At 42.3% G+C, this 24,554-nt stretch carries 19 protein-coding genes; 13 read left to right on the top strand and 6 right to left on the bottom strand.

Annotation, left to right across the window (positions count from 1 at the left end; translation table 11 throughout):
• The first annotated feature begins 75 nt into the window (after positions 1–75).
• The gene (gene ahpF, locus MED121_RS11480; protein ID WP_009833859.1) at positions 76–1,674 is read left to right on the top strand and encodes an alkyl hydroperoxide reductase subunit F; all 1,599 of its coding nucleotides are present in this window, start codon (positions 76–78) and stop codon (positions 1,672–1,674) included.
• A 40-nt stretch (positions 1,675–1,714) separates the two neighbouring features.
• Here the strand turns inward: ahpF and MED121_RS11475 are convergent, their stop codons facing one another.
• A complete protein-coding gene (locus MED121_RS11475) occupies positions 1,715–2,581 on the bottom strand; it encodes a LysR family transcriptional regulator (RefSeq protein ID WP_009833858.1) in 867 nt (288 codons plus the stop codon).
• A gap of 132 nt (positions 2,582–2,713) precedes the next feature.
• On the opposite strand from MED121_RS11475, the gene MED121_RS11470 reads away from it, so the two are divergent.
• Positions 2,714–3,808, top strand: a complete 1,095-nt coding sequence (locus MED121_RS11470) for an alcohol dehydrogenase family protein (RefSeq protein WP_009833857.1) — start codon at positions 2,714–2,716, stop codon at positions 3,806–3,808.
• A gap of 147 nt (positions 3,809–3,955) precedes the next feature.
• On the opposite strand, the gene MED121_RS11465 is transcribed toward MED121_RS11470, so the two are convergent.
• Positions 3,956–4,516, bottom strand: coding sequence for an outer membrane beta-barrel protein (locus MED121_RS11465; protein WP_009833856.1), 561 nt, complete (start codon positions 4,514–4,516; stop codon positions 3,956–3,958).
• Between the two features lie 161 nt (positions 4,517–4,677).
• Between MED121_RS11465 and MED121_RS11460 the strand changes: the two genes are divergently transcribed.
• Genes MED121_RS11460 through MED121_RS11450 form a run of 3 tightly spaced genes read left to right on the top strand, consistent with a single transcriptional unit; the run spans position 4,678 to position 8,635 of the window.
• Positions 4,678–6,315: a two component sensor kinase gene (locus tag MED121_RS11460; RefSeq protein ID WP_009833854.1), complete on the top strand. Its 1,638-nt coding sequence runs from the start codon at positions 4,678–4,680 to the stop codon at positions 6,313–6,315.
• On the top strand, positions 6,312–7,940 hold the full coding sequence (locus tag MED121_RS23715) for an ATP-binding protein (protein WP_050764567.1): 1,629 nt from the start codon (positions 6,312–6,314) through the stop codon (positions 7,938–7,940). The genes MED121_RS11460 and MED121_RS23715 overlap by 4 nt, the downstream gene beginning before the upstream one ends.
• On the top strand, positions 7,937–8,635 hold the full coding sequence (locus MED121_RS11450; RefSeq protein WP_009833852.1) for a response regulator: 699 nt from the start codon (positions 7,937–7,939) through the stop codon (positions 8,633–8,635). The genes MED121_RS23715 and MED121_RS11450 overlap by 4 nt, the downstream gene beginning before the upstream one ends.
• A 110-nt stretch (positions 8,636–8,745) precedes the next feature.
• Here MED121_RS11450 and MED121_RS11445 read toward each other — a convergent pair whose 3' ends face one another.
• The gene (locus MED121_RS11445; protein WP_009833851.1) at positions 8,746–9,753 is read right to left on the bottom strand and encodes an NADP-dependent oxidoreductase; all 1,008 of its coding nucleotides are present in this window, start codon (positions 9,751–9,753) and stop codon (positions 8,746–8,748) included.
• 182 nt (positions 9,754–9,935) lie between these two features.
• Between MED121_RS11445 and MED121_RS11440 the strand changes: the two genes are divergently transcribed.
• Together MED121_RS11440 and MED121_RS11435 are read left to right on the top strand one after the other, a co-directional pair.
• Positions 9,936–10,862 (top strand): LysR family transcriptional regulator, encoded by a 927-nt coding sequence (locus MED121_RS11440; protein ID WP_009833850.1) that lies wholly within the window; start codon positions 9,936–9,938, stop codon positions 10,860–10,862.
• A 147-nt stretch (positions 10,863–11,009) separates the two neighbouring features.
• Complete coding sequence (locus MED121_RS11435) at positions 11,010–11,309, top strand: Bor family protein (RefSeq protein ID WP_009833849.1); 300 nt, start codon at positions 11,010–11,012, stop codon at positions 11,307–11,309.
• Between the two features lie 114 nt (positions 11,310–11,423).
• Here MED121_RS11435 and MED121_RS11430 read toward each other — a convergent pair whose 3' ends face one another.
• Positions 11,424–11,888 (bottom strand): Lrp/AsnC family transcriptional regulator, encoded by a 465-nt coding sequence (locus tag MED121_RS11430; protein WP_009833848.1) that lies wholly within the window; start codon positions 11,886–11,888, stop codon positions 11,424–11,426.
• 265 nt (positions 11,889–12,153) lie between these two features.
• Between MED121_RS11430 and MED121_RS11425 the strand changes: the two genes are divergently transcribed.
• Both MED121_RS11425 and MED121_RS11420 read left to right on the top strand, forming a co-directional pair.
• Positions 12,154–14,316 (top strand): transketolase C-terminal domain-containing protein, encoded by a 2,163-nt coding sequence (locus MED121_RS11425; RefSeq protein WP_009833847.1) that lies wholly within the window; start codon positions 12,154–12,156, stop codon positions 14,314–14,316.
• Positions 14,317–14,326: 10 nt separating this feature from the next.
• On the top strand, positions 14,327–15,574 hold the full coding sequence (locus tag MED121_RS11420; protein ID WP_036179984.1) for a 2-oxo acid dehydrogenase subunit E2: 1,248 nt from the start codon (positions 14,327–14,329) through the stop codon (positions 15,572–15,574).
• Between the two features lie 103 nt (positions 15,575–15,677).
• Here MED121_RS11420 and ggt read toward each other — a convergent pair whose 3' ends face one another.
• A complete protein-coding gene (gene ggt, locus MED121_RS11415; protein WP_050764566.1) occupies positions 15,678–17,444 on the bottom strand; it encodes a gamma-glutamyltransferase in 1,767 nt (588 codons plus the stop codon).
• 214 nt (positions 17,445–17,658) lie between these two features.
• Positions 17,659–18,519, bottom strand: a complete 861-nt coding sequence (locus MED121_RS11410; RefSeq protein ID WP_009833844.1) for a delta-class carbonic anhydrase — start codon at positions 18,517–18,519, stop codon at positions 17,659–17,661.
• Between the two features lie 422 nt (positions 18,520–18,941).
• On the opposite strand from MED121_RS11410, the gene cobJ reads away from it, so the two are divergent.
• From cobJ to cobN, 4 genes are all read left to right on the top strand, one after another.
• Positions 18,942–19,718 (top strand): precorrin-3B C(17)-methyltransferase, encoded by a 777-nt coding sequence (gene cobJ / locus MED121_RS11405; RefSeq protein WP_009833842.1) that lies wholly within the window; start codon positions 18,942–18,944, stop codon positions 19,716–19,718.
• A gap of 24 nt (positions 19,719–19,742) precedes the next feature.
• Entirely contained in the window at positions 19,743–20,543 is an 801-nt protein-coding gene (cobM, locus tag MED121_RS11400) for a precorrin-4 C(11)-methyltransferase (RefSeq protein WP_009833841.1), read from the top strand.
• Between the two features lie 3 nt (positions 20,544–20,546).
• Positions 20,547–21,626, top strand: coding sequence for a cobalamin biosynthesis protein CobW (gene cobW, locus MED121_RS11395; RefSeq protein WP_009833840.1), 1,080 nt, complete (start codon positions 20,547–20,549; stop codon positions 21,624–21,626).
• A gap of 65 nt (positions 21,627–21,691) precedes the next feature.
• Positions 21,692–24,554 (top strand): cobaltochelatase subunit CobN (gene cobN, locus MED121_RS11390; RefSeq protein WP_009833839.1); only part of this gene is annotated, 2,863 nt, incomplete at its 3' end.

The following is a 24,554-nucleotide window of genomic DNA, read 5'->3' as shown; positions in this document are numbered from 1 at the left end:
CTTTATTGAGCGAACTTAGTAGAGAGTCACTTTGAAACAAACACATTATGTGAAAGAAGATAAGAGGAAATAAGCATGTTGGATCAATCAATTAAAACTCAGTTATCAGCTTACTTAACAAAAATTATTCGCCCTGTGAGCATTCGTGTCAATCTAGATAACTCTGATAAATCGACAGAACTGGTTGAGCTAGCAAGAGAAATCGCAGGTATGTCTGACCAGATTAGTTTGCTTGAAACACAACTAGACACAGAACGCGCGCCTTTAATGTCAATTCAACCTGCCAATGAAGAAGCGGCAAGAGTCGCCTTTGCTGGTATTCCAATGGGACATGAGTTCACCTCTTTAGTATTGGCCTTGTTACAAGCAGGCGGACACCCAGCAAAAGAAGAGCAAGCGATTCTAGATCAGATCCTCTTGTTAGACGGTGAGATTAAACTGGAAACCTATATTTCTCTCTCTTGCCAGAACTGTCCTGAAGTGGTGCAAGCCCTTAACTTGATGTCTGTGCTAAATCCGAATATTAGCCACACCATGATAGATGGTGCCTTGTTCCCGAAAGAGGTGGAAGAGCGCAACATTTTAGCGGTACCTGCTGTCTTTGCTAACGGTGAGTTATTCGGTCAAGGGCGTATGACCTTGGCAGAAATCGTGAACAAATTAGATACAGGAGCAGAGAAGAAACAAGCAGAGGCACTATCGAAAAAAGAGGCTTATGAAGTACTTGTTGTGGGTGGTGGTCCAGCGGGTTCTGCCGCAGCCATTTATGCGGCTCGTAAAGGGATTCGTACCGGCGTTGTGGCAGAGCGTTTTGGCGGACAAGTCAGTGATACCATGGCGATAGAGAACTTTATTTCGGTGAAAGCAACCGATGGCCCTAAGCTTGTCGCAAACCTTGAACAGCACGTTTTAGATTACGATGTAGACCTGGTGAAAACCCAAAGAGCAGCCAATATTGTCAGTGCTCAAGAGAGTGATTCTGGTTTAGTTGAAGTGACGCTAGAAAGTGGCGCTGTGCTAAAAAGCCGATCCGTTATCTTAGCGACAGGGGCGCGCTGGCGTGAAATGAACGTGCCAGGGGAAGCCGAATACAAGGGGAAAGGCGTGGCTTACTGCCCACACTGTGATGGGCCATTATTCAAAGGCAAAAAAGTAGCTGTCATTGGGGGTGGTAACTCTGGGATAGAAGCTGCAATTGACCTTGCAGGCATTGTAGAACACGTGACTGTGTTGGAATTCTCTGATGTGTTGCGTGCCGATGAAGTCTTGTTGCAAAAAGCACGTTCTTTAAGCAATGTGACCATCATTAAAAATGCAGCGACCACTGAGGTGCTAGGTGACGGCTCAAGAGTCAATGGCCTAACTTACACAGATAGATTAACAGGCGACTCTCACAAGGTAGCGCTTGCGGGTATCTTTGTTCAGATAGGGTTGTTGCCGAATACTGATTTCTTAAAAGGCCGTGTTGATTTATCTGATCGAGGTGAGATCGAAATAGATGCGAGAGGCCAGACGTCTATGCCAGGTGTCTTTGCCGCTGGGGATGTGACAACCACACCTTATAAGCAAATCATTATCGCTATGGGCGCAGGCGCAACTGCTGCATTGAGTGCCTTCGATCACTTAATTCGAACGTCGGTCCCTGTGGCTGAGAATGAAGAGGCCGTGGCTTAAAAGGCGTTAGAAAGCCTTAGAAAGAGAAGCGCACTCAATGTTATTGCATTGACGTGCGCTTTTTTTCGGCCTTTTTAAAGGCAGATGAAATACTTTGTACGAGTTCACTGGCGAGGTTGGTTGAATGGATTATCTCTGTCGAGATTACCTTCTGAGTCAGGGATAAAGTCTCTAGGGATTGCAGGCGGTTTTCATTCACTAGGGAAACAGGCAGAAGGGCGATGCCTAATCCTGCTTCAGCCGCTGCCACTAGGTTTTCTAATACTGGGCTCTCAAAACTGGTTTTAAAAACTCGTTTGCTTTCTTTCATGCTTTGCTTGGCAATGTCTTTAATCATGCAGTCTTGTTCGAAACTTGCTAAAGGTATCTCTTCATCAGCCTTTAGATCAAAGCCGTGGGGTGCTGCCCAAATCAAGGGCTCAATCCAAAGGGAGCTGGCGCTTGTTTTGGCGCCTTCTCCTGTCACTATCGCAATATCAATTTCTTCACTGTTTACTCGTTTACGCAAATTGCGACTTGAATCACAGATGACCTTGGCATCTAACAAGGGTAGTTCGCTTTTTAGCAGGGGCATGAAATGACGAATAAAGTCTTGGGCATAATCACTTGGGATGCCAAAGGTGAGGTGGCTTTTTTCTTCTTTTACGGTAAGCGCCTTTACCGCTTGATAATTAAGACTAAGCAGTTGCTCGCTGTAACTTAATAGTTTTATGCCTGCTTGGGTGAGCTTTAAATCTTGGTTGCTACGAATTAATAACTGTTTGCCAGTGACTTCTTCCAAACGTTTAAGCTGCATACTCACAGCACCTTGGGAGCGAGAAACCGTTTCGGCTGCTAACTTTAACTGGCCAGTTTTGACTATGGCGACAAAGGTTCTAAGTAGGTCTAAATCTAAAATAGGGGACATAGGTTTCTCTAGTCTTATCAAAATAAACCTAGTTCAATATTTCTGAACTAGTTAATTAAAAATATTAGTTTGTCTTAATTATTCTGCCTTTATATTCTCTATTAATAAAGCAATTAAATTTTGAGGTCATGTATGTCTGATTTAGCAAAAGGGTTTATGGAAGGGGTCGTTTTGACAGGCCACGGCGGGCTAGAAAAATTGGAATATCGAGACAAGCTCCCTTTGCCTGTGCCTGCTGAAAATGAAGTCTTAGTTAAAGTGCATGCCGCAGGAATTAACAATACAGACATCAATACTCGCATTGGTTGGTATTCAAAAACGGTGACAGGCGATACGAATCAGGTAGCGGAAGACGGCTTAAAGGATAACGCGGATGATGGCAGTTGGTCTGGGGAGCCCTTGGCGTTTCCGCTGATTCAAGGGGCAGATTGTTGTGGTGAAATCATAGCAGTGGGCGCTGGGGTTGATAAAAATCGTATTGGGGAGCGCATTCTTATTAGGCCTATGCAGCAAAACTTAAACCAAAAAGGTGAGCTTAAAAGCATTACCATGGGCTCAGAATGCAATGGGGGGTTTGCTCAATACACTAAAGCCCTAGCACATGAATGCTACCCAGTTGATTCAAACCTTAGCAGTATTGAGTTGGCGTCTTTTCCCTGTGCTTATTCAACAGCTGAAAACATGATAGATAGGGTGCAAGTAAATGAAACAGATACCGTCTTGATAACAGGAGCGTCTGGCGGTGTTGGCTCTGCCGCAATTCAATTAGCAAAACGTCGTGGTGCTAAGGTGATTGCTGTTTGTGCTAAATCTAAAGCAGAAAGCGTGTTAGCGGTTGGGGCAGATAAAGTGCTAGCAAGAGAAGAAAGCATCTTATTACACCAAGCCCGTGAATCTGTTGATGTGGTGATAGACCTGGTGGCTGGTGATAGCTGGTCTGAATTGATTGATGTGCTTAAAGTGCGCGGTCGTTATGCGGTAGCGGGTGCTATTGCTGGGCCGATCGTCGAGATGGATGTGCGCACACTCTATTTAAAAGATTTAACCTATTATGGCTGTACCTTTCAGCCTGCCTCAGTGTTTGAAAACTTAGTACGTTATATCAACGATGGGGAGATCAAACCTCTGGTTTCTAAGGTGTATGAATTGGCGCAAATTAAAGAGGCGCAAACCGATTTTTTAAATAAAACTTACACGGGCAAATTAGTCTTGTCTGTTTCTAAATGAATTTAACCATTTGCTAATGGCTCTCGTCTTAAAGCGTTCGTCATTGAAAAAGCCCCAATTATCACTTTATTTATCGGGTGATAATTGGGTCAATATAAAGGGGGGGATTAAAAAGAAAGTATGGCGTTAGGGTAATGCTATTTAACCCTACCAAACGTACCCGATTGAAATGGCACTACTTATGCCATTAGCATCAAAGTTTTTGTTATGTAATTTATATTCAGCGTCAGAGTAACGGATATCCGCGCCGATACTGACCCTATCCATTAGTTTGTAGTTGGCTCCAACACCGAACCAAGCACCGATTGATCTATCGATATCATTTTTCTTTTTACCGTCAATTTCTTCATCGAGTGAACCAAAGGCGATGGCCAAACCCCCTCCCAAATAGGGACTGATGTTAAATGGTGTTATGTCCCAATTCTTTCTCAACCCTAGATGATATTCACTGGTACTGACTTCATAATTATCCTCAGATAAGTCTTCGGAGAAAGAGACAAAGGCATCAATTGCGATATTAACAGGCCAGCTATCTTCTTTAAAATTAGCAATAATACCGAGTGAATTTAGACTCTCATCGCCGCTCCAATCTGGGCTTGATATCTCCTTAGTGCCAAGTGATAAGTTGATATTTCCACTGTATCCAGAGGCAGAAACTAAGCTTGAGTTTAATGAAAGTAAAATAGTCAGTAATGTGAGTTTCTTCATGCTATATCCTTTGCTTAATGAAATTTGAGCAAAGCTTAACAAGCAAAAATTTAGTTTACAGTCGTGTTTTGTCGTGTTTTGTCGAGCTCTATACTTATGTGAATAACAATGGCTTATACTCCTTTTTGATTAATAAATGAGACCAAAAGGAGAGGGGGCATTTGAAATCATTTTTCTTTATTAAATTGTTTGCCATCGTCATATTTACCGCTTCATTCATCCCTATTTTTGGTGGTGCTTTTATTAACAAGGGACTGACAGGCATCTATCAAGAAGAAATAGATCATTACCAAGGTGGCACTACAATCGCATTATTGGTGCAAGCGATGAGATTTAAAAATACTCAGCAAAGAGCTGTGTTTTTAAAAGAACAGCAAGCCTTGATGCCTTTTAATCTAAAACTTGAATCGATAGATAACTTAGATTTACCCAATCATAAAATGCTGCAACTGTACCAAAATCAGCTTGTTTACAATGGAGATAATCAATTCTTATACATGATTTTGGCTGGCCATGAAGAGGTATTGGTTTTAGAGAATGTAAACATTAGAAGTGACCATATTTATTCTGATGTTGAACGAGAAGGTATGGGACTAATGGCGCTGTTGCAGCGTCAATTGGAGCGTACAAAGCGTAGTGAGTGGAAAGCAATGATTGCTCAAAAGGCTAGCTTGTTTAGCTTTGATATAGCACTAAAACCACTGGGTAGCTTTCCTCTTAATCAAGCTCAGCAGCATAAATTAGATAAAGGTAAGCTTGTTGCCATTAGCCAAGATAGTATTGTCAGATATGGGTCAGGGCTTAATTATTTATTGCAGTTAACCCCTGATAGTAAACAGGTTCTCATTGCTGGCCCTATCGCTCCTGAAATATCTTCTTTGATCAATCAATATTACCTTTTGAATACCGCTTATCTCGCTATGATGCTTCTTTGTTTGCTGAGTTTTTGGATCTGGCCTACTTGGCGCTCTTCCAGAGAGTTGTTGGTGTTTATTCATCAGCATGCGCAAGAGGGTAAGGCGAAGAAACTGACAGTCCGTTTTGGTAGCCACCTTAATGGTCTGCATAATACCTTCAATCAAATGTCTGACAACATCACCAGACAATTTTTTCTTAATAAAATGGTGATTCAATATTTAAGTCAGCGTCTTGAAGCGCCTTTAATCCAAATGGAAAAAGGGTTAGACAAGGCGGAAGCAAGTCGCGATACCAGAATGACCTCCCATGAGGTACATCAACAAGAAGAGGCAATTAATGACATTCGACAGTTAAGTAGCGACATCTTGTTGTTTAGCCTAGTGCAGGGGGTGAATAGGTTAGTGAATAAAAGCCGTTTTAATCTAGAGGACTGGCTTTTTTTACAGCAAGAAAAACTATGTGAGGCCGCACCAAAACTGAATCTCATCAGGGTTAACCAGAGGCGTGAAGTATCTTTAGATAGTAAGTTAATGGTGCAAGGCTTGTCTCACATGTTAGCTGTCATCAGTAATAACAAACTGGATGCTTTGAACCTGTTTGTGGCCCAAGATCAGGCGCTTACAAGGCTCATTTTAGAGTGTATATCGGACGATGACGGTTTGTTGGAAGAGCTCGAATTACTCTGTGAAATGAATCAGCAACCTATGTCCAAGTCTGCCACCATGATTACGTCAGAGCTATATTTACCGCTTTTTTGCTGCGCCAGAATTTTTAAGTTACATGCTGGTTGCCTAAGATTAAATAAATGTCAGACGGGCGTCCTCACGCTAGAAATTTGCTTTAGCAACGCGACTCAAGTTTCAAAGGAGATTAGGGTGTGAGCAAATGGTTTTTTGTACAGCTTATTCTACTGACGATATTCGCCACTATTTTGGGTAATACCGGGTTTCGTCCTAAGTTTATGGATAACTGGACGCCTTTTATGCAAAAAATAGAGCACCACAGGGGGGGCGGGGTCATTCGCATGTTGGCTGATGAAATGAATGCGATTGATCAAAGCGAGCAAGCTCAATTACTTGAAACGCTACAGCAGGATTTTGGTTATGTTATTGCACTTAAATCCAAGCAGCAAATTAACTTATCAGTACAAGAGCGCATAAAAATAGAATTAGGTGAGATCGTTTTCGATCGTTCAAGCTTGCAATTAATGACCCTGTTAAAAGATGGTCAGACATTAATTGTGATTGAAAATATGGAGCAATCTGCAGCGCATATTATAAATCCTATCAGTATGAATATAACGAGCTGTATTAATCTTGTTAAGCTTTTGTTAGCTGAACTAGATGAGAGTCAGTGGCAATCGCTTGTTGATATCATTGCCTCAATGGATGCTGTTCCTTTTGCAATAACCGCTAATCACCAATTACCTTTAAATGCTGAACAAAAAGCAACCCTTGTTGAAATGGGGGATTTGTATATAGAAACAAAAGAGTCCTTATCTCAATTGATACCAGGAGAAATAATTTACAGCCGTATAAGTAATAGTGATAAAAGTATTGTGATTGGCCCTATTACCCCTGCTATCAATGACATGGTTAATAAAATCCAACTCGCCTTCTATCTGCTGTTTACCTTAAGTTTGTTGCTGCCGCTGATTATTTGGATTATGCCGACTTGGATGTCAGCAAGAGCGCTACGAAGAAGCAGTAAACACTTTGCATTTGAAAGTATGAGTGAGCGGGTTAAATACATCTTTGCCAGTAATTTAAATGGTGTTGCGAAAACGTTTAACAAAATGGCAGACAGGTTAGAGTATCTGCTGAATCGAAATAGCTTACTCGCGGGCGCTATTTCTCATGATTTACGAACGCCTATTGCAGCGATGGAGTTTTCATTAGAAATGCTCATAAGTCATGATGACGAGACGCGTCGAAAGCGTTACCTGATTCAAATGAGAACACATTTAGCTGTATTAATTAAAATGCATAAAGAACTGCAAATCTATACGGAATTTGAACGACGCGAAATTGAATTACAGATGCAGACAGAGAGATTAGACCTCTGGTTAGATCAGCATCTAAAAAGGTACTGGGAAGATAAATCACTCTCTGTGAGTATCATAGAAAACGCTCAAGAAAGTGTTTGTAAATTAGACTCCACATACCTAGGAAGAGCCTTAGATAACCTGATCAATAATGGTCTTTATTATGCTAAATCCTTATTGCATATATCACTGAGAGTGGAAGCTGGGCAGTGTATTATTTGTGTGGAGAATGATGGTGAGCCCATTATGGAGGGAAGCAGAGAGGATATCTTTGAACCCTTTGTACGTCTTAATCAAGGTCAGACAAAAGAGCAAGATAGCTCTGGCTTAGGGCTTGCGATAGTGAGGCAAATAATGAGTTGGCATAAAGGGGCTGTGAACGTTGAAACGAGTGAATTAGGTGGCGCGAAATTTATACTTTCCTTACCAAGACTAGAGAATAAAAGGAGTGAAATTAGGTGAGTAAAGCGAAGATATTACTAGTAGAAGATAATGAGATGTTATCCGCATCCATTGCCGAATACCTTGAAATGGAAGGTTATATTGTTACGGTGGAAGCGAATGGAATCATAGCTCAGCAGCGAATTTTGAATGAGCAACCGGATTTAGTCATTCTAGATTTGATGTTACCAGGAAGGGATGGCGTGAGTATCTGTCGCCAAGTTAGAGATCAGTTTGATGGCTTTATATTAATGTTTACTGCCAAAGAAGATGAGATTGATCAAATTATTGGCTTAGAAATAGGTGCGGACGATTATTTGGTTAAACCCGTTAAACCGCGTTTGTTATTGGCAAAAATTAATTCGTTTTTACGTAGAAAAGACCTTGTTATAGAACAAGATGATGAGATGGTTCGACATGGACAGCTTTGCATTGATAAGCAAAGAAGACAAGTTACTTATAAGGGGCTAACAATTGATATTACTGCTGCTGAGTACGAAGCTTTGCTGTTGTTAGCCCAGCATTCCGGTGAAATACTATCCCGTGAATTTATGGCTCAGCATCTTAAAGGTCTCGAATACGATGGCTTAGAGCGTAGTACCGATAATAGAATTAGTCAGTTGCGCAAAAAGCTAAATGACAATGCCCGTTCTCCTGAAAAAATTAAAACTATTCGTTCAAAGGGCTATCTGTTTGTTGCCAGTGCTTGGGGTTAAAGTAAGGTTCTCATGTTCATTAATTACCTCAATCTGCTAGGTATCATTAAGGCATAAATGAGCTAATAAGAAAGCCATGTTGATAAGGTTATTAACATGGCTTTTAATCTTTAAACAAATTCATGTGCCGCGATATTCAATACTATTTTACCTGTCGCCTTACCCGCTTCACTGCGCTCTTGGGCGGCTTTTGCCTCTTCTAAAGGGTAAACGGAATCTAGCTGAATGCTGATTTTTTCTGCTTCAATCAATTCAGCAATCTTGGCTAAATCGTTACCATCTGGTTGTACCCACATACGAATAAAGTGAACCTTATTAGGAATGTGAGTGTTAGGTGCTAGCTCATCTAGGGTAGAGACCAGCTTTCCTCCTTCTTTTATCACTGTTAATGACTTGGTTAAATTCTCTTGTCCGCCAATGGCTGAGAGCACCACATCAACTTCTTTTACTGATTCAGTAAAGTCCTGGGTTTTATAATCAATAAATTCATCGGCTCCCAAGCTTTTAACATAGGCTTCTTTTGCGCCTGAAGCGCTAGCAATCACATGGGCGCCTAAATAGTGAGCAATTTGTACTGCGAAACCACCCACACCACCCGATGCATTTTGAATAAAAACTCTTTTGTCCTTGGCATTGCTTGGTGTTAGCCCAGCATCACGGGTTAATGCTTGCCAAGCGGTAATCGCCGCCAGAGGAACTGCCGCTGCTTGGATCATATCCAGGTTTTTCGGCTTTAATGCAACAAGGGGGGCATCTACTGCGACGTATTGTGCATAGGTACCTTGTTTGCCAATGTCGCTGAAGGCAAACACCTGATCATTGAGCTTTAAATCGCTGACATTATCACCCATTTCTACTACTTCACCCGCTACATCCCAACCTAATACAAGAGGGAGCTGGTGAGTGTCTGTGCCTTCTAGCATGCCATTACGAATGTGGAAATCGACCGGATTAACACCAGCGGCAGCCACTTTTATTAATACTTGATTTGACTCTATGTGAGGTGTTTCAAGTTCACCTAGTATCAGCTTTTCTGCATTGCCATATTGTTCGATAAACACGGCTTTCATTTGAGCTTTATTATTGCTTTTCACTGGCTTGCTTCTTGTCTTATCCATCGCCTTAATTCCTATTTATTAGCCTTCTAGGCTGTGTTCGAGTTAGAACCAGTATTGAGAATTTAATACATATCTTCAAATTAATGATTGGTATATAAAGCATTGATAAATATGATGTGTTTGAATAAGATTTATCTAATTTAATGGATTAATGATTTTGATAGATAAAAGGAGTGCGAATAATGGCAAAGACGGATCTTAATCTGGTGGTGATATTTGATGCCATCATGAAGGAGAAATCCATTACCTCAGCGGCAGATAGTCTAGCCATGACTCAGCCATCGGTTTCAAATGCGGTATCTCGAATGCGCCACGCATGGAAGGACCCCCTTTTTGTCAAAGAGGGCAGAGGAATTAGGCCGACACCTTATGCAACTAAGCTCTGGAAAAGGGTGGCAGAGCCCTTAGCTCAAATTAACCACGCAATTGCCCCTGAGTATTTTGATCCTTTAACCTCTAAGGCCAGTTTTCGCATCGGTATCACAGATGGTTCAGCTTCCATTGTTTGGCCTGAACTGAGGCATATTATCGAGCAAGAAGCGCCAAATATTAATATTTATGCCGTGCCCTACAAGGTGGATGGGGAGCTTCTATTAAATAATGCCGATGTGGATCTTGTGTTTGATTATTATGATGGTAACAGTGATGAGATTTTCTATAAGAGCATGTACGAAAATCAATTTGTCACTGTTATGCGAGCGGATCATGAATTAGCTAATGAAGAACTGACGCTTGAACGCTATATAAAATCGGAGCATTTATTGGTGTCTTTATCGGGTGATGTGTGTGGTATCGTGGATGACAAATTAGCCGAGTTAAATGCTAAAAGACGAACTGCAATGACAGTTAATAGTTTTGCCAGTGCGATTAATCTTATTAAACAAACACGTCTTATCATTACCATGCCGTATCCTATTATTGCTGAGCATCTCGCTGCGGGTGATTTAGTCTTAAAACCAGTGCCTTTAGAACTCCCAAGTATTAAAATCAGTTTAGCTTGGCACAGTCGTAATAATCATTCACAAGCTCTGAAATGGTTGATTAAGGTATTGGACCGTATTATTGATTCTAAGCGTCACTTATTTGACTTTAATTTACCTCATGGATGATCTTTCTTTTTACTCAAAATACCCCATAAACTATTTGCAATATCTGGGCTATTGGGGCCTACTACGCCGTGATAAAACTAGGCCATTAATGCTGTGTTTAGTTTTATAGGGATCTTTACTTTAAAATGGAAATATAGGTAATTCAAAATGAAAAAAACATTGGCTGTTGCAGCACTTAGTACTCTTCTTTTAGCAGGTTGTTCGACTCAGAAATTTAACTTGAATCCAGGTGCTGATTTAACCTCTGATGCGGCGCTTACTACATCTCAAACTTTCTTTGTAAGTGGTATTGGTCAAGAGACTGAAGTAAATGCTGCTGAAGTGTGTGGTAGCGCTGATAAAGTAGCGCAAGTACTGACTAAGCAAACTTTCATTAATGGTTTGTTGGGCGCTGTGACATTTGGTATTTACACACCTCGTACTGTTGAAGTGCGTTGTGTAGGCTAAGCCTAAAACAGATTTGAAAAAGGGCGTGCTGTTATTTTAACAGCACGCCCTTTTTATTAGCTAAATTTAACGTTTTTTAATAAGTCTAACGTCTTGGCTAAATCTCATGCTTTTCTATAAATCTAACGGAATTTCAACCGAGACTTTTTGTTGTTTCATTGAGAAGAGGGTATTGGCGTTATGAACCCCTTTGTGATTCAAAATATTCTGGGTTAAAAATTCCTGATAGGCCTCCATATCCTTGGCTAACATTTTTAATAAATAATCACAGCCACCTGACACGGCGTGACACTCTAAAATCTCAGGGCAGCGATTCACCATGGCCAAAAAATCGGCCACAGTATCGGGGTGATGATTATCTAAAGTGACCTCAGCAAAGGCACAAATCTTAAGGCCAATCTTGTCTGAATTAATGATGGCGGCATAGCCTTTGATGTAGCCGTCTTCTTCCAAACGTTTCACTCTTCGCCAACAAGGCGCATTGGATAAGGACACCTTCTCCGCTAGGTCTCGATTGGACAGGCGGCCATCTTCTTGCAGTGCACCTAAAATTTCTGAATCGACTCTATCTAATGACATAGCAATTTATTCTCTATTTATTGTTGTTTTGAGATACGTATGTTTCTTATTGTGGCAAAAATGCCCAATAAAAAGCAATCAAGTTTCTCAATACATAGATTAGAATTTATACAGGTAAGGCACTTTATGAAATCTTAGGTTTCGATAGATGCTTTCGAATAATAATAAAATTACCTCTTTGATTAACTTGATGTTGCTTATCACGCCGTGATTTCAGCCGCTTCTAAGTAGCAAGGTTATGACATGAAGGGACACAGAGGACAAAATGATGCAATCCTTTGCAGCAAACCTTTCGACATCTGATGTTGAAAAGAAGAGTGATGTTCAGCTTAAAGAAGTCGAGTCAAAAGCTTGGGTTAAACCTCGCTATGATTGGTATCAAGTAGTTCATACTTTACTGACTTCTCGCTACATGGATGATGTGGAAGAGCAGGATCTAGTCCCTGCAAAACTCGTATTTAATCAATTTTCAGCTCGCGGACATGATTTCGCACAAATTCTTTTAGGTTCTCTTTTAACTCACCCCCATGATGGCGCAACTGGCTATTATCGTTCCCGCCCATTCGTTTTATCTTTGGGTTTATCTATGGATGATGCACTTGCTTCTGGTATGGCGAAATCGGGCGGTTACAGTGATGGCCGTGATATCGGTGTCGTGTGTAACTATGCTAACCAAGAGCGCAATGGTGCCATGTTATTTCCTATGTGTGGTGGCGTTGGCTCTCAGTATTCCCCTATCTCGGGTTGGGCTCAATCTATTGTTTACTATAGAGATCAACTTAAAGATGACGCTTATAAAGGGGCTATTGGTTTATCCATGGGTGGTGATTCTTCCATGTCCACCAGTGGTTTTTGGGCAGCATTAAACATTTCAACGACGAATAATTTACCTCACCTTTTTTACATTGAGGATAATGGCTATGGCATCTCGGTTCCGCAAACCGTACAAACACCTGGGGGGGATCAGGTTGCAAACCTCGCCGCTTATAAAAACTTAAAAATTATTGATGGTGATGGTACTGACCCTTATACCGCGCCAGCGCTTATCGAAGAAGCGGTCGAGTATGTGAGAAGCGGCAAAGGAACCTGTCTTCTAAGGCTGAAAGTGCCACGTCTTTGTGGCCACACTTTTCAAGATACTCAAACCTATAAACCTGCAGATTTACTTGTTCAAGAAAAAACGCAAGATCCATTGCCTAAACTGCGCGAATTTTTACAAGACAAAGGCATTATGGATGAGCAGCAATGGCGAGCACTTGAAGCGCAAACCCACAAAGAAGTATTAGCAGCTGTGGCAAGAGTAAAGCTGAGGCCTGAGCCTAAAATAGAAAATATCACCCGCTATGTGTATGCCGAAAAAGATGAACAAGGCCAAGCTGAGTTACAGCTAAGAGGCGGCTTACATGCGGATCATCATGTGTTTCCTCAAGTCAGTGAGCAAGCTAAGCCAGAAGGTGCCCGTTTAAACATGTTGGCTTCGATTCGTAAGGTGCTCGCCCATGAATTAGAAACTAACCCTAAGGTTTTGGTGTTTGGTGAAGATGTTGGCCCAAAAGGAGGGGTACATGCAGCCACCTTAGGGCTTAATCAAGCTTATGGAGATTTAAGAGTCTTTGATACGAGTCTTTCAGAAGAGGGCATTATTGGCCGTGCTGTGGGGATGGCGTTAGCGGGCTTGATGCCTGTGCCTGAAATTCAATTTAGAAAATATGCCGAGCCTGCCAGCGAGCAAATTACCGATACTGGTATTATGCGCTGGCGTACCAATAATCAATTTGCAGCCCCTATGGTAATCCGTATTCCTGGGGGATTTGCTGGTCGTGGTGACCCTTGGCATTCGATGTCGGATGAAGTGGAATGGGCACACAAAACCGGTTGGCAAGTGGTGATGCCTTCTAATGCAGAAGATGCTGCTGGCCTTTTACGTTATGCCTTAAGGGATAATAATCCGACTATCTTTTTTGAGCACAGAACTTTGCTTGATAATCGTTGGGCCCGTAGACCTTATCCGGGTGATGACTATGTGATTCCCTTTGGTAAAGCAAAAACGCTTACTCAAGGAGACAAGCTAACTGTTGTCTGTTGGGGCGCTATGGTAGAGCGTTGTGAGCAAGCTGCGATTGAGCTAGACCTTAGCATCGAAGTCATCGATTTACGCACGATTCAACCTTGGGATAAAGAGGCTGTGCTTGCATCCGTGAAGAAAACCAGCCGTTGTTTGATCGTCCATGAAGATAACATGACCGCAGGATTTGGGGCTGAAATAGCTGCCATACTCGCCAAAGAAGCCTTCTTCGATTTAGATGCGCCAATTGAACGTTTAGCCATGCCAAATACCCCTGTGCCGCACAATATTAATTTATTGAATGCTGTCGTACCGACCACTGAACGTATTGAACTTGCTATGCAAGATTTGATTGAGATTTAAGGGGATGAGCATGCAAGCACTGATAGATATTGTCTTACCAGCAGATCAGTTAGAAGGTACCTCGGCGGTATTAAGTAAATGGCTGATAAATGTCGGTGAAGAAGTTAAGCAAGGCGACCCGATTATTGAATTAGAAACCGATAAGGTGGCTATGGAGATATGTGCTAATCAAGATGGTGTGTTAGCTGAAATAATGATGCACGAAGGGGATGATGTCCCTGTAGAAGGGGTTTTAGGTCGCCTTTCAGAATCTGGTGCCGTCATTCAAGAGAGTGACCTTGCTCAGACAGTGGCACCCGAACAAGAAGAAGTATCTTACGCAGATGAAGAGACCTATCAACGCTCTGCGAGTAAGTTAGTTGGGCCGGCTGTTAGGCGTTTATTAAGACAACACAGCCTTGATTTGTCTCAGATACAAGGAACAGGACGATATGGTCGAGTGACCTTGTGTGATGTCAAAGCACATCTTGCGACATTGGGAGAAATTGCCCCTCAAAGTGTTAGTCAAAAGCGTGTGACAAAATCCCCTTTAACCCGCCATGATCATGATGCCAGACCCTTAGTGGGTGAAATGAAGCCCCATACCAGTATGCGTAAGAGCATTGCGAAGCACATGACGGAAAGCTTGTTACATACCTCTCCCCATGTGACTAGCGTGTTTGAAATGGATATGACCAATATTATTGAGCATAGAAAGTGGCATAAAAAAGAGTTTGCAGAGCTTGGGGTGAACCTAACCTATACGGCTTACTTTTTGTCTGCTTGTGTTAAAGCATTACAAGCGGTACCAGAAGTGAATGCACGCTTTCATGAAGAAGGTTTAGAGCTATTTAAAGATATAAATATTGGTGTCGGCACAGCGCTAGCAAACGATGGCTTAGTTGTGCCTGTGGTACAACAAGTTCAGGAAATGAATCTGTTTGAGATTGCCTATGGGCTTAATCAACAAACAGAAAAAGCCCGTACTGGAAAGCTTCAGCCCAGTGATATGAAAAATGGCACCTTTACCATTTCTAATCACGGTGTCAGTGGTAGTTTACTGGCGGCTCCTATCATCATCAATCAGCCGCAAGTGGCGATTTTAGGTATAGGAAAGTTAGATAAGCGAGTGGTAGTAAAAGAGGTGGATGGGGTGGATACCATGGTAATCAAGCCAATGTGTTACGTCTCTCTTTCTATGGATCACAGGGCTTTAGATGCCCATCAAACGAACCGTTTTCTACAAGTGTTTGTAGATGCTATTCAAGACTGGGGTTAAGTTATTCTAGAATAGTCCATCAGAAAAAAGCCGGGCTTCATGAAGTGAAGCCCGGCTTTTTTACATCTAGTTGAAATGGTTAGAAGTACTTGTTTAGAAGTATTTAATCCCCTAAGGCAATCCCTTCACGCCTTGGATCTGCGCCACCTTGGAAACCATTCTCATCAATAATGATGCCCTGTAAGCCCGAGTTCAAATCACGCACATTCACTTTAAAACCCATTTTATGCAGTTGGGCACCTAGGTTTTCTGCACTGGTGCCTTTTTCAATATCATAGGTACCAAAGCGGTTAAGCATGTTCGGTAAGCTAATGGCAGATTGAATATCCATGTCCCACTCAAGGTGAGCAATTAAGGTTTTAGCTACATAGCCAATAATACGAGAGCCACCTGGAGAACCTAATACTAAATAAGGCTTACCCTCTTTAAGCACGATAGTGGGCGACATAGATGAGCGAGGGCGCTTGCCCGGTTCTAAACGGTTAGCAATTGGAAAGCCATCCTTATGAGCTTTAAATGAGAAGTCGGTCAACTCATTATTTAATAAGAAGCCGTTACTCATGACACGTGAGCCAAAACCATTCTCAATCGTGGTGGTCACTGAGACGGCATTACCCTCAGCATCGACAATGGATATATGGCTGGTGGATGGTAGTTCGATAGCAATATCATCCGCTTGCGCGATTGGGTTATTCCAATTTGGGTTACCCGGCTTTACCTCTTTAAGCGCGGCTCCAGGGGTGATTAATGCTGCTCTTTCTTTTAGATAAGAGGCATCTAAAAGGCCTTGTGGCATAGGGACGAAGTCAGTGTCTGCCATATAGCGGCCACGGTCAGCAAAGGCTAAACGTGATGCATCACCAATAATTTGCCAAGCAGTTGCAGATTCAGGGCCCATGGAAGCAAGATCAAATTCGCCCGTGATCCCCATGATTTGACCGACTGTTAAAGCACCTGAGCTTGGTGGCCCCATGCCACAAATATCATATTGCTTGTAAGCAAGGCAGGTAGTCGCTCTTTCTTTAATCTGATAACTGGCAAAGTCGATTTCGTTTAAAACCCCAGGATTATCTTCAATACCGCGTACTTTTTTGACGATATCTTTGGCGATATGGCCTGTATAAAATGCATTCGCGCCATCGTTAGCAAGGGTGTCTAAGGTTTGTGCATAGGCTGAGTTTTTCAGTAAGGTGCCTTCTTTTAATGGCTCGCCTTTAGCATCAAAAAAGTAAGCTTTAGTCGCTGGGTATCTTGCTAACCTTTCTTTGCCTCCGTCAATAGAGCTTGCCAGGCGTGCTGAAACTTCAAAGCCATCTTTAGCCGTTTTAAGCGCGGGCTGAAGTAATCGACTCCAAGATAAACGACCATACTTTTCATGTAAGTCACCCATGAGTTTCACTGTACCTGGTGTACCTACAGAACGGCCTCCGACAACGGCATCATAGAATTTAAGGGGTTCGCCATTCTCATTTTGAAAAAGTTCTGGTGTCGCTTCTTGTGGTGCAGTTTCACGGCCATCAAAGGTGGTAAGTTTTTTTAGCTTTGCATCATAATAAACAACAAAAGCACCGCCACCTAAACCAGAAGACTGAGGCTCCACAAGGCCTAGCATCATTTGTACTGCAATGAGCGCATCGATGGCTGAGCCACCTTCACTTAAAACTTTATAACCCGCTTGCGTTGCAATGGGGTTGGCTGCTGCCACCATGAAGTGATTCGACTTGACCAGTTCCTTGTTTAGCCAAGCGTTGGAAAGTTCGGGAGCGATCGTGTCTGCAACCTGTCCGGCTCCCAAAGCCATGCCACTTAAACTTATTCCTAAAATACCTGCAGCAATATGACTGCTGAGCTTTGTATTATTTAACATCATCCATCTTATCCTTGTTAATTGTGCTTCTTCATTATTGTCGTTAAACATATAAGCAGACATGAGAAACAAAGTTAAGCGAATTTATTGGATGAATTCAGTATTGGACAAGTGAAGGGGGTTGTTACTTTTTGATGGAAAGAGAAGGTGATTGAATGAGATGAAGGGCAGGAAGATAAGCGTAAAAATTAATGCTTATCTTCCTTGAAGTGGTTATTTAATTGCTGATTTTTGATAGTAAATTGAGGTTAGTGACAAGGTTTCTAACACCATGGGCATGATCTTCATCAAATACATTGTCCTTTAACCATTCATCGACTGTCGCAATGTTTACTTTGACTACCTGTGGTCTCACATTCCAGGTGACTTGGTAAGGTGAGGCTTTTTCATTGTAACCAGGACCTGTGGTAGAGCCTATATATGAAATAGGTTTACCCGTATTGGCTGGAATGTTAGGTGCCTGTGGTCGATCGTTTTGACTTTTTACTGCGGTTAAATATAAAAAGCTTTGTGCAGTTTTATCATTTACAAGGGCATAAACTTGGGTTTCCACCCTAAGCTGAGGGTTGCCATTTTCTTTTGTTAAGCAAGAACCGAGTGTTGGACCAGGTGTCACCTTGGCACTGGAATACACATAATGTACTTCGATCGTATCACCTGGATAAAGCGCACCGTGTTCGCTTTCGCCTACTTTATGGTCATAAGGTTTAAGTTCATCTTTAGTAAAGCTACCTGTGTACTTATAACCAGAATGATAGCCGTGGCCATCGCCATTACCTGCAAACTGAGTAAACTCACCGCCTTTATGTTCGGCGTTTTTATGAAAGTGGATATTACATAGATTCATTTGCTTGGAGTCGGGTGACATACCAAAGACAATCTCGTTATTACCCGTTAGAGAATTAAGGTCACGGGGAGATTGTGGACCGTAGCCTTTGTCTGATGTATTAGCCTCAAGCATGGCTCTTTGTTCCGCTATTACGCTATCAGAAACTGCGTCAGATGAAGCGCTGCTGGCATTCGCAGCAAGAGGAATGAGTGAGGTGGCAACAAGGCTTAATAAAAAAGTATTTTTCATTTTAATTTCCGTTTATATCCATGTTTGAGAAACGTTATTAATCTTAAAATCTGATTTCAACTAAGCAGGCAGAATCAAAAAACGATTAATAAATGATTAGGTTCTTTATGCCCCATCTAAATCTAGAGGCTTTTTAGACTTAGGCACATGTTTTTGCTTTTTCTAAGATAAATATTAATCAAAAGTCTCTGCTGATTAATATTAATATGCAGATAAATTCATGTTTGCAATGAAATAAAATGAGAAGTACTAGAAAATTAGCTACAAACACTCATTTGATGGCGATTTTTGTTTTAACCGGTTTGACCTGAAAAGCCTTCACACTTTCATCAAGGCTTTTCATGCCGTCTTATTAAGAAGTCCTGTACAATGCGCTCCATTCGCGAAGAATCGCTAAGTTATTATTTGAGTACAGGTTTATCATGAGTAAGTTATTTGTAATTGGAATGGGGCCCGGGGATTTGGATCTCGTTGCACCTAAAGCCCTTGCCGCATTAAAAGCCAGCACAGACATGGTGGCCTATGGTTATTATCTGGATTTGTTAGGGGATATCTGCCACAACAAAACCCATCATGATTTACCCTTAGGGGAAGAAATTGCCAGAGCGCGATTAGCTTTGGATCTGGCTGCATCGGGTAAAACAACGGCGCTAATTTCGAGTGGTGATATTGGTATTTATGCCATGGCGACCTTAGTGTTTGAATTGTTAGATCAGCAGTTACAAGGTAAAGAGTCTCACCCTGAATGGTTGGATGTCGAGATTGAAGTAGTGTCAGGTATTTCTGCTATGCAAGCGGGGGCTAGCAAAGTCGGCGCTATGCTAGGTCATGATTTTTGTACCATTTCTTTGTCTGATTTATTAACCCCATGGGAAAGCATTGATAAACGTATTCATGCCGCTGGTGCGGGGGATTTTGTTGTCTCTTTTTATAACCCGGTATCAAAAAAGCGTGATTGGCAGTTAAACCATGCCCGTGATGTTTTGTTGAAGTATCGTCCAGCGACGACCCCCGTCATGATAGGTCGACAGCTTACCCGCCCTGATGAAGAGATTACCTTTACCACCTTGGCAGAGTTAGATGCTAAAGATGTGGACATGTTTACCATGGTAAGTGTAGGTAACAGTGAATCTCGTCATATTCAAAATGGTGAGAAAAATTGGATTTATACGCCTAGGGGCTACTCTAAAAAACTCTAATATAGAGACATTAAGGCAGAGAATATGAAAGTCTACTTTATTGGTGCAGGTCCTGGTGACCCTGATTTAATGACAATTAAGGGCATGAAAACCTTGAGTGCTTGCCCTGTTGTACTTTATGCAGGCTCTCTTATCCCAAGAGAAGTCATTGCCAGCGTCGAAGACAGTGCTGATGCCATTTATAACACGGCAGAAATGAACTTAGATGAAACTACCGCTGTGATTGAGAAAGCCTTTTTAGAAGGCAAAGATGTGGCTCGCTTGCAGTGTGGTGATCCGTCTTTATATGGTGCTATTGGCGAGCAGATTCGCCGTATTGAGCAACTAGGCATTGATTATGAAGTCATTCCTGGTGTCAGCGCTGTGGCGGCTTCTGCTGCATTGCTCCGTAAAGAGTTGACCTTATCGGGTGTGTCTCAGACCATCATAATGACACGCTATGAAGGTAAAACGCCTTTCCCTGAAAGAGAGCGTTTACCGGCGCTTGCTAAAAGCGGCGCGACCTTAGCCATTCATTTAGGTGTCACTAAAATACATAAGATAGTGGAAGAGTTAATGCCTCACTATGGGGCCGATTGCCCTGTGGCCGTTTGTTATCGCTCAAGTTGGCCTGATCAAGACTATGTGACTGGTACTTTGGCTGACATAGTGCAAAAAGTACGTGAGAAAAAATTCACCCTAACCAGCCTTATTTTGGTTGGACATGTGCTGGATACTGACGACTTTAACGACTCTTATTTATACGATAGAAACCAACCTAATTTATTCCGTAAAAAGCAGCGCGCCCCAAAGGCAGATAAGACGCTTAACGAGAACAAGGACTAGACAATGCAACTTAATAAAATCCCAACAACTATCGTTACTGGCTTTTTAGGCAGTGGTAAAACTACCTTACTTTCTAATGTATTAAAACAAGCCCAAGGCAAGCGTATTGCCGTGATTGTGAATGAGTTTGGTGAGCTTGATATTGACTCTGATTTACTACGTTCTTGCCCATTAGATTGTGACGATGAAGAAACGAGTTCAACACAAAACGGTGAAGATGGTTTTTATGAACTAGCCAATGGCTGTATTTGTTGCACAGTGGAAGAAGAGTTTTTACCTGTGATGAAACAACTGGTAGAACGTCGTGATGACATAGATCACATCTTGATTGAAACCAGTGGTTTGGCGTTACCTAAGCCATTAGTTCAAGCCTTTAACTGGCCAGGTATTCAAGAGTATTGCACGGTTGATGCTGTGATTACGGTTGTCGATGGTCCGGCGGTTGCAGCGGGACGATTCGCTCACGATGAAGCGTTAGTGCAAAAGCAACGTTTAGCCGATGAGAGCTTGGATCATGATCCAAGTTTGCAAGAGCTATTAGATGATCAGTTAAGTGCAGCAGATTTAGTGGTCGTCAGTAAAAATGATTTACTCGCCGAAGCTGAGCGTGAGCAAGTTAAAAAAGTGGTTGCCCATAAAGTGCCTGACACAGTGAAAACCGCTTATATCGACAATGGTGTTGCGTCACTAGACGTGTTACTAGGTATGGATGCGGCGTCTGAAACGCGAATTGATCATGTGCATAATCATCATGATCATCATCATGCCCATGGTGAGCATCATGATCATGCCCATGACCATTTTGACTCGTTCGTGATTAGCATTGGTGAGGTGGACTCTGATCGCTTAGAACAGGCTCTAAATGGCTTAATTGCGTCTCATAATATCTATCGTGCCAAAGGCTTTGCAGCGGTAGCGGGTAAACCCATGCGTCAGGTTTTCCAAGCGGTAGGTAAACGTCTTGATAAATACTTTGACCGTTTGTGGAATGCAGAAGAAGCACGCCAAACTCAATTAGTCTTTATCGGTAAAGGCATTTCTAAAGACGCTGTTGAAGCTGAATTAAATAAAGCCTTGGCTTAGCTTTGGTTTTGATTAGATTAGATTAGATTTAAGCCTGATTGAATAAACAAAATAGGAAATAATAAGTGCATCTTTTAGCAGCGAAACCGGGTGGCTTTGTCGATGATGAAGGAATAATCGACCTTGATCAAAGCCCTGCTGACATTGTGTGTTTAGCTGCTGCTGACTCCTTGCTGTCTGCTTTGGCTCAAGGCGTAACAGCCCTTGATAAAACGCTGGATGATAGGCAAAGGCCCAGTATTCGCCTTGCTAATTGGATGCAATTGTTAAAACCTGCGGCTTATGATCTTTATGAAGATAAAGTGCTTGAAAAGGCCAAGTTAGTCGTTGTGTCCTTTTTAGGGGGCAAGCATTACTGGACCTACGGTTATGAAAGGCTAGTGGCTTGGTCGAAGGCAAAACCTGGCCGTACTCTGATTATGGTGCCGGGGGATGATGTACCCGATCCAGAGCTTGCTGCGGCGTCTAATTTAGGGGATCTTGAAAGCCATAAGGTTTGGCGTTTTTTACGTGAAAGTGGCACAGAAAATCTAACTTCCTTTTGGCATTTTTTGTTTGATCAGGTGCTTGGGCTTAGCCAATACACTTGGCAAGAGCCTAAAGCACTGGCTTCATGCTTAGTTTACTTAAAGGGAGGCGCCGCTAGTCTCGTTCAATGGCGCTCTCATTATGTAGACCAGTTGCAACAAGAAGCTGGCTCTAAGCCTGTTTGTTTGCTGGTGTTTTATCGCAATCATTTGCAAAGCGCTAATACGCAAATGTTCGACCAGTTAATTTGCATTTTAGAGGCGCATGGCCTCGTACCCTTAGCGGTTGCGGTGACGTCTCTTAAAGATGCAGAATCTTTGCAAATGCTTAATGGTTTGATCGAGAGTACGGATGCTAAGTTGGTGCTTAATACTACTGGTTTTGCTAGTAATCGTGCCCCTAGCCCTGATCTTGCACCATCTCCGACTGATTTCCAGTCGAGCTTCGAGCGGCCTTTACCAGTGCTACAGTTGGTTCTCTCTAGTAGTACAGAGGAAGATTGGCAGGAGCAAAACCAAGGTCTGCGTAATCGTGATCTTGCTATGCAAGTGGTCTTGCCTGAAATGGATGGTCGTATCATTAGCCGAGCGGTGAGTTTTAAGCAGCAAAGTTATTATGATCAGGCTTGCGAGATTGATTTGATTCGTTATGCCATTCACCAAGAGAGAGCGTATTTTGTTGCCGCATTAGCAAAAAAGTTTGCCAATCTTGCGGTGAAACCAAACAGTGAAAAACGTATCGCTTTAATTTTGGCAAACTATCCAACCAAGGATGGACGCATTGGTAACGGCGTTGGGCTGGATACACCTGCCTCGACAGTGACTATTTTAAATGCGTTAGCTGAGTCAGGTTATCCCATTCATGAGATACCAGAAGATGGTAATGCGCTGATAGAGAGTTTGCTTGGCAGCGTGACAAATAATCCTAACACCTTACACCATTTAGGTTGCTGGCAAAGTCTTTCGGTAGAAGAATATAACAAGTATTTTTTTGCGCTACCTAAAGTATCTCAAGACGCCGTTTTATCTCGCTGGGGAGAGCCAGAAGCAGACCATAAGTGTCGAGTTCAAAACGGCCAAGCTCGTATCATGTTAGCAGGGGTTCGTTTAGGCCAAACCTTTGTTGGTATCCAACCTGCTCGTGGCTTCAACTTAGACCTAGCGGCGAATTATCATGATCCAGATTTGATACCGCCACATAGTTATTTAGCCTATTACTTTTGGCTAAGACATGTTTACAAAGTTGATGCCATTATTCATGTGGGTAAACATGGCAATTTAGAATGGTTGCCGGGTAAGGGGTCTGCTTTATCTGATGAGTGTTGGCCTGATATTGCCATGGGCCCTATGCCTCATTTCTATCCATTTATTGTCAATGATCCAGGTGAAGGGTCGCAAGCAAAACGTCGTACTCAAGCCGTTATCATTGACCATTTAATGCCGCCGATGACCCGTGCTGAAAGCTATGGTGAACTGGCTGAACTTGAAAACTTGGTCGACGAATTTTATCAAGCCATGGGAATGGATGAACGACGTGAAAACTGGCTGAAAGAGCAAATATTAAAGCTGGTAAAAGAAACACATGTATTGGATGAGTTAGCGGCTAATAATGGGGAAGATGAAGTGGTACTTGCAGAGCTTGATACCTATTTATGTGAAATCAAAGAGTCCCAAATTCGTCATGGTTTGCATCGACTAGGGCAATTACCCGATAGCGAAAAGCTTGCAGATACCTTGGTTGCTTTATTAAGGCTGCCTAGGGGGACAAGTATCGAGTCACAAGGCATCATTCACAGTTTGGCTCACGATTTCAGTTTTATAGAAGCTTCTGGTGCTATTGAGTCTGCTAAAGAGGATCTTGCATTTGACCCTAGCCAAGCAAGTGCAGCGCCTTGGCTGGGTGATAAACCTGCCATATTAGAGGGCTTAGTCGAAAACCATTGGCGTACCCACGCTGATACCAAGGAGCGTCTAGAAATATTTGCGCAAAAGCTGATTCTTGAGCACTTACTGGATGAAACGTTAGATAAAAAGTTAAATGATCAGTCGGATGATAGGCCGACTGATAACGCCAGTGGTTACAACTATGACCTTGCTAATTTGCCCAGAACTCAGGTGCTATTAAGTCATGCGAAACAGACATTATTAGTCGCGCTTAAAGAGAGCGAAAGAGAAGAAATAAATGCCATCATCAAAGGCTTAGCGGGTGAGTTTGTACCACCAGGGCCAAGTGGCGCGCCAACACGAGGGCGTTTAGATACCTTACCGACAGGTCGTAACTTCTTCTCCGTTGATAACCGTGCTATCCCTTCAAAAGCGGCTTGGGCCTTGGGAGAAAAGTCCGCTGAGGCGCTCATTCTAAGACACCTTCAAGAACATGGTGATTACCCTAAAGAGTTGG

Origin of the sequence: Marinomonas sp. MED121 (assembly GCF_000153025.1) — a bacterium.
In the GTDB taxonomy this organism is placed as follows: domain Bacteria; phylum Pseudomonadota; class Gammaproteobacteria; order Pseudomonadales; family Marinomonadaceae; genus Marinomonas.
This window is presented reverse-complemented; position numbering and strand designations above follow the sequence as displayed.

What these genes read in the sequence shown, in the direction of transcription:
- ahpF (WP_009833859.1), top strand. Translation starts at nt 76, where the DNA reads ATGTTGGATCAATCAATTAAAACTCAGTTATCAGCTTACTTAACAAAA.
- MED121_RS11475 (WP_009833858.1), bottom strand. Translation starts at nt 2,581, where the DNA reads ATGTCCCCTATTTTAGATTTAGACCTACTTAGAACCTTTGTCGCCATA.
- MED121_RS11470 (WP_009833857.1), top strand. Translation starts at nt 2,714, where the DNA reads ATGTCTGATTTAGCAAAAGGGTTTATGGAAGGGGTCGTTTTGACAGGC.
- MED121_RS11465 (WP_009833856.1), bottom strand. Translation starts at nt 4,516, where the DNA reads ATGAAGAAACTCACATTACTGACTATTTTACTTTCATTAAACTCAAGC.
- MED121_RS11445 (WP_009833851.1), bottom strand. Translation starts at nt 9,753, where the DNA reads ATGGATAAGACAAGAAGCAAGCCAGTGAAAAGCAATAATAAAGCTCAA.
- MED121_RS11440 (WP_009833850.1), top strand. Translation starts at nt 9,936, where the DNA reads ATGGCAAAGACGGATCTTAATCTGGTGGTGATATTTGATGCCATCATG.
- MED121_RS11435 (WP_009833849.1), top strand. Translation starts at nt 11,010, where the DNA reads ATGAAAAAAACATTGGCTGTTGCAGCACTTAGTACTCTTCTTTTAGCA.
- MED121_RS11430 (WP_009833848.1), bottom strand. Translation starts at nt 11,888, where the DNA reads ATGTCATTAGATAGAGTCGATTCAGAAATTTTAGGTGCACTGCAAGAA.
- MED121_RS11425 (WP_009833847.1), top strand. Translation starts at nt 12,154, where the DNA reads ATGATGCAATCCTTTGCAGCAAACCTTTCGACATCTGATGTTGAAAAG.
- MED121_RS11420 (WP_036179984.1), top strand. Translation starts at nt 14,327, where the DNA reads ATGCAAGCACTGATAGATATTGTCTTACCAGCAGATCAGTTAGAAGGT.
- ggt (WP_050764566.1), bottom strand. Translation starts at nt 17,444, where the DNA reads ATGATGTTAAATAATACAAAGCTCAGCAGTCATATTGCTGCAGGTATT.
- MED121_RS11410 (WP_009833844.1), bottom strand. Translation starts at nt 18,519, where the DNA reads ATGAAAAATACTTTTTTATTAAGCCTTGTTGCCACCTCACTCATTCCT.
- cobJ (WP_009833842.1), top strand. Translation starts at nt 18,942, where the DNA reads ATGAGTAAGTTATTTGTAATTGGAATGGGGCCCGGGGATTTGGATCTC.
- cobM (WP_009833841.1), top strand. Translation starts at nt 19,743, where the DNA reads ATGAAAGTCTACTTTATTGGTGCAGGTCCTGGTGACCCTGATTTAATG.
- cobW (WP_009833840.1), top strand. Translation starts at nt 20,547, where the DNA reads ATGCAACTTAATAAAATCCCAACAACTATCGTTACTGGCTTTTTAGGC.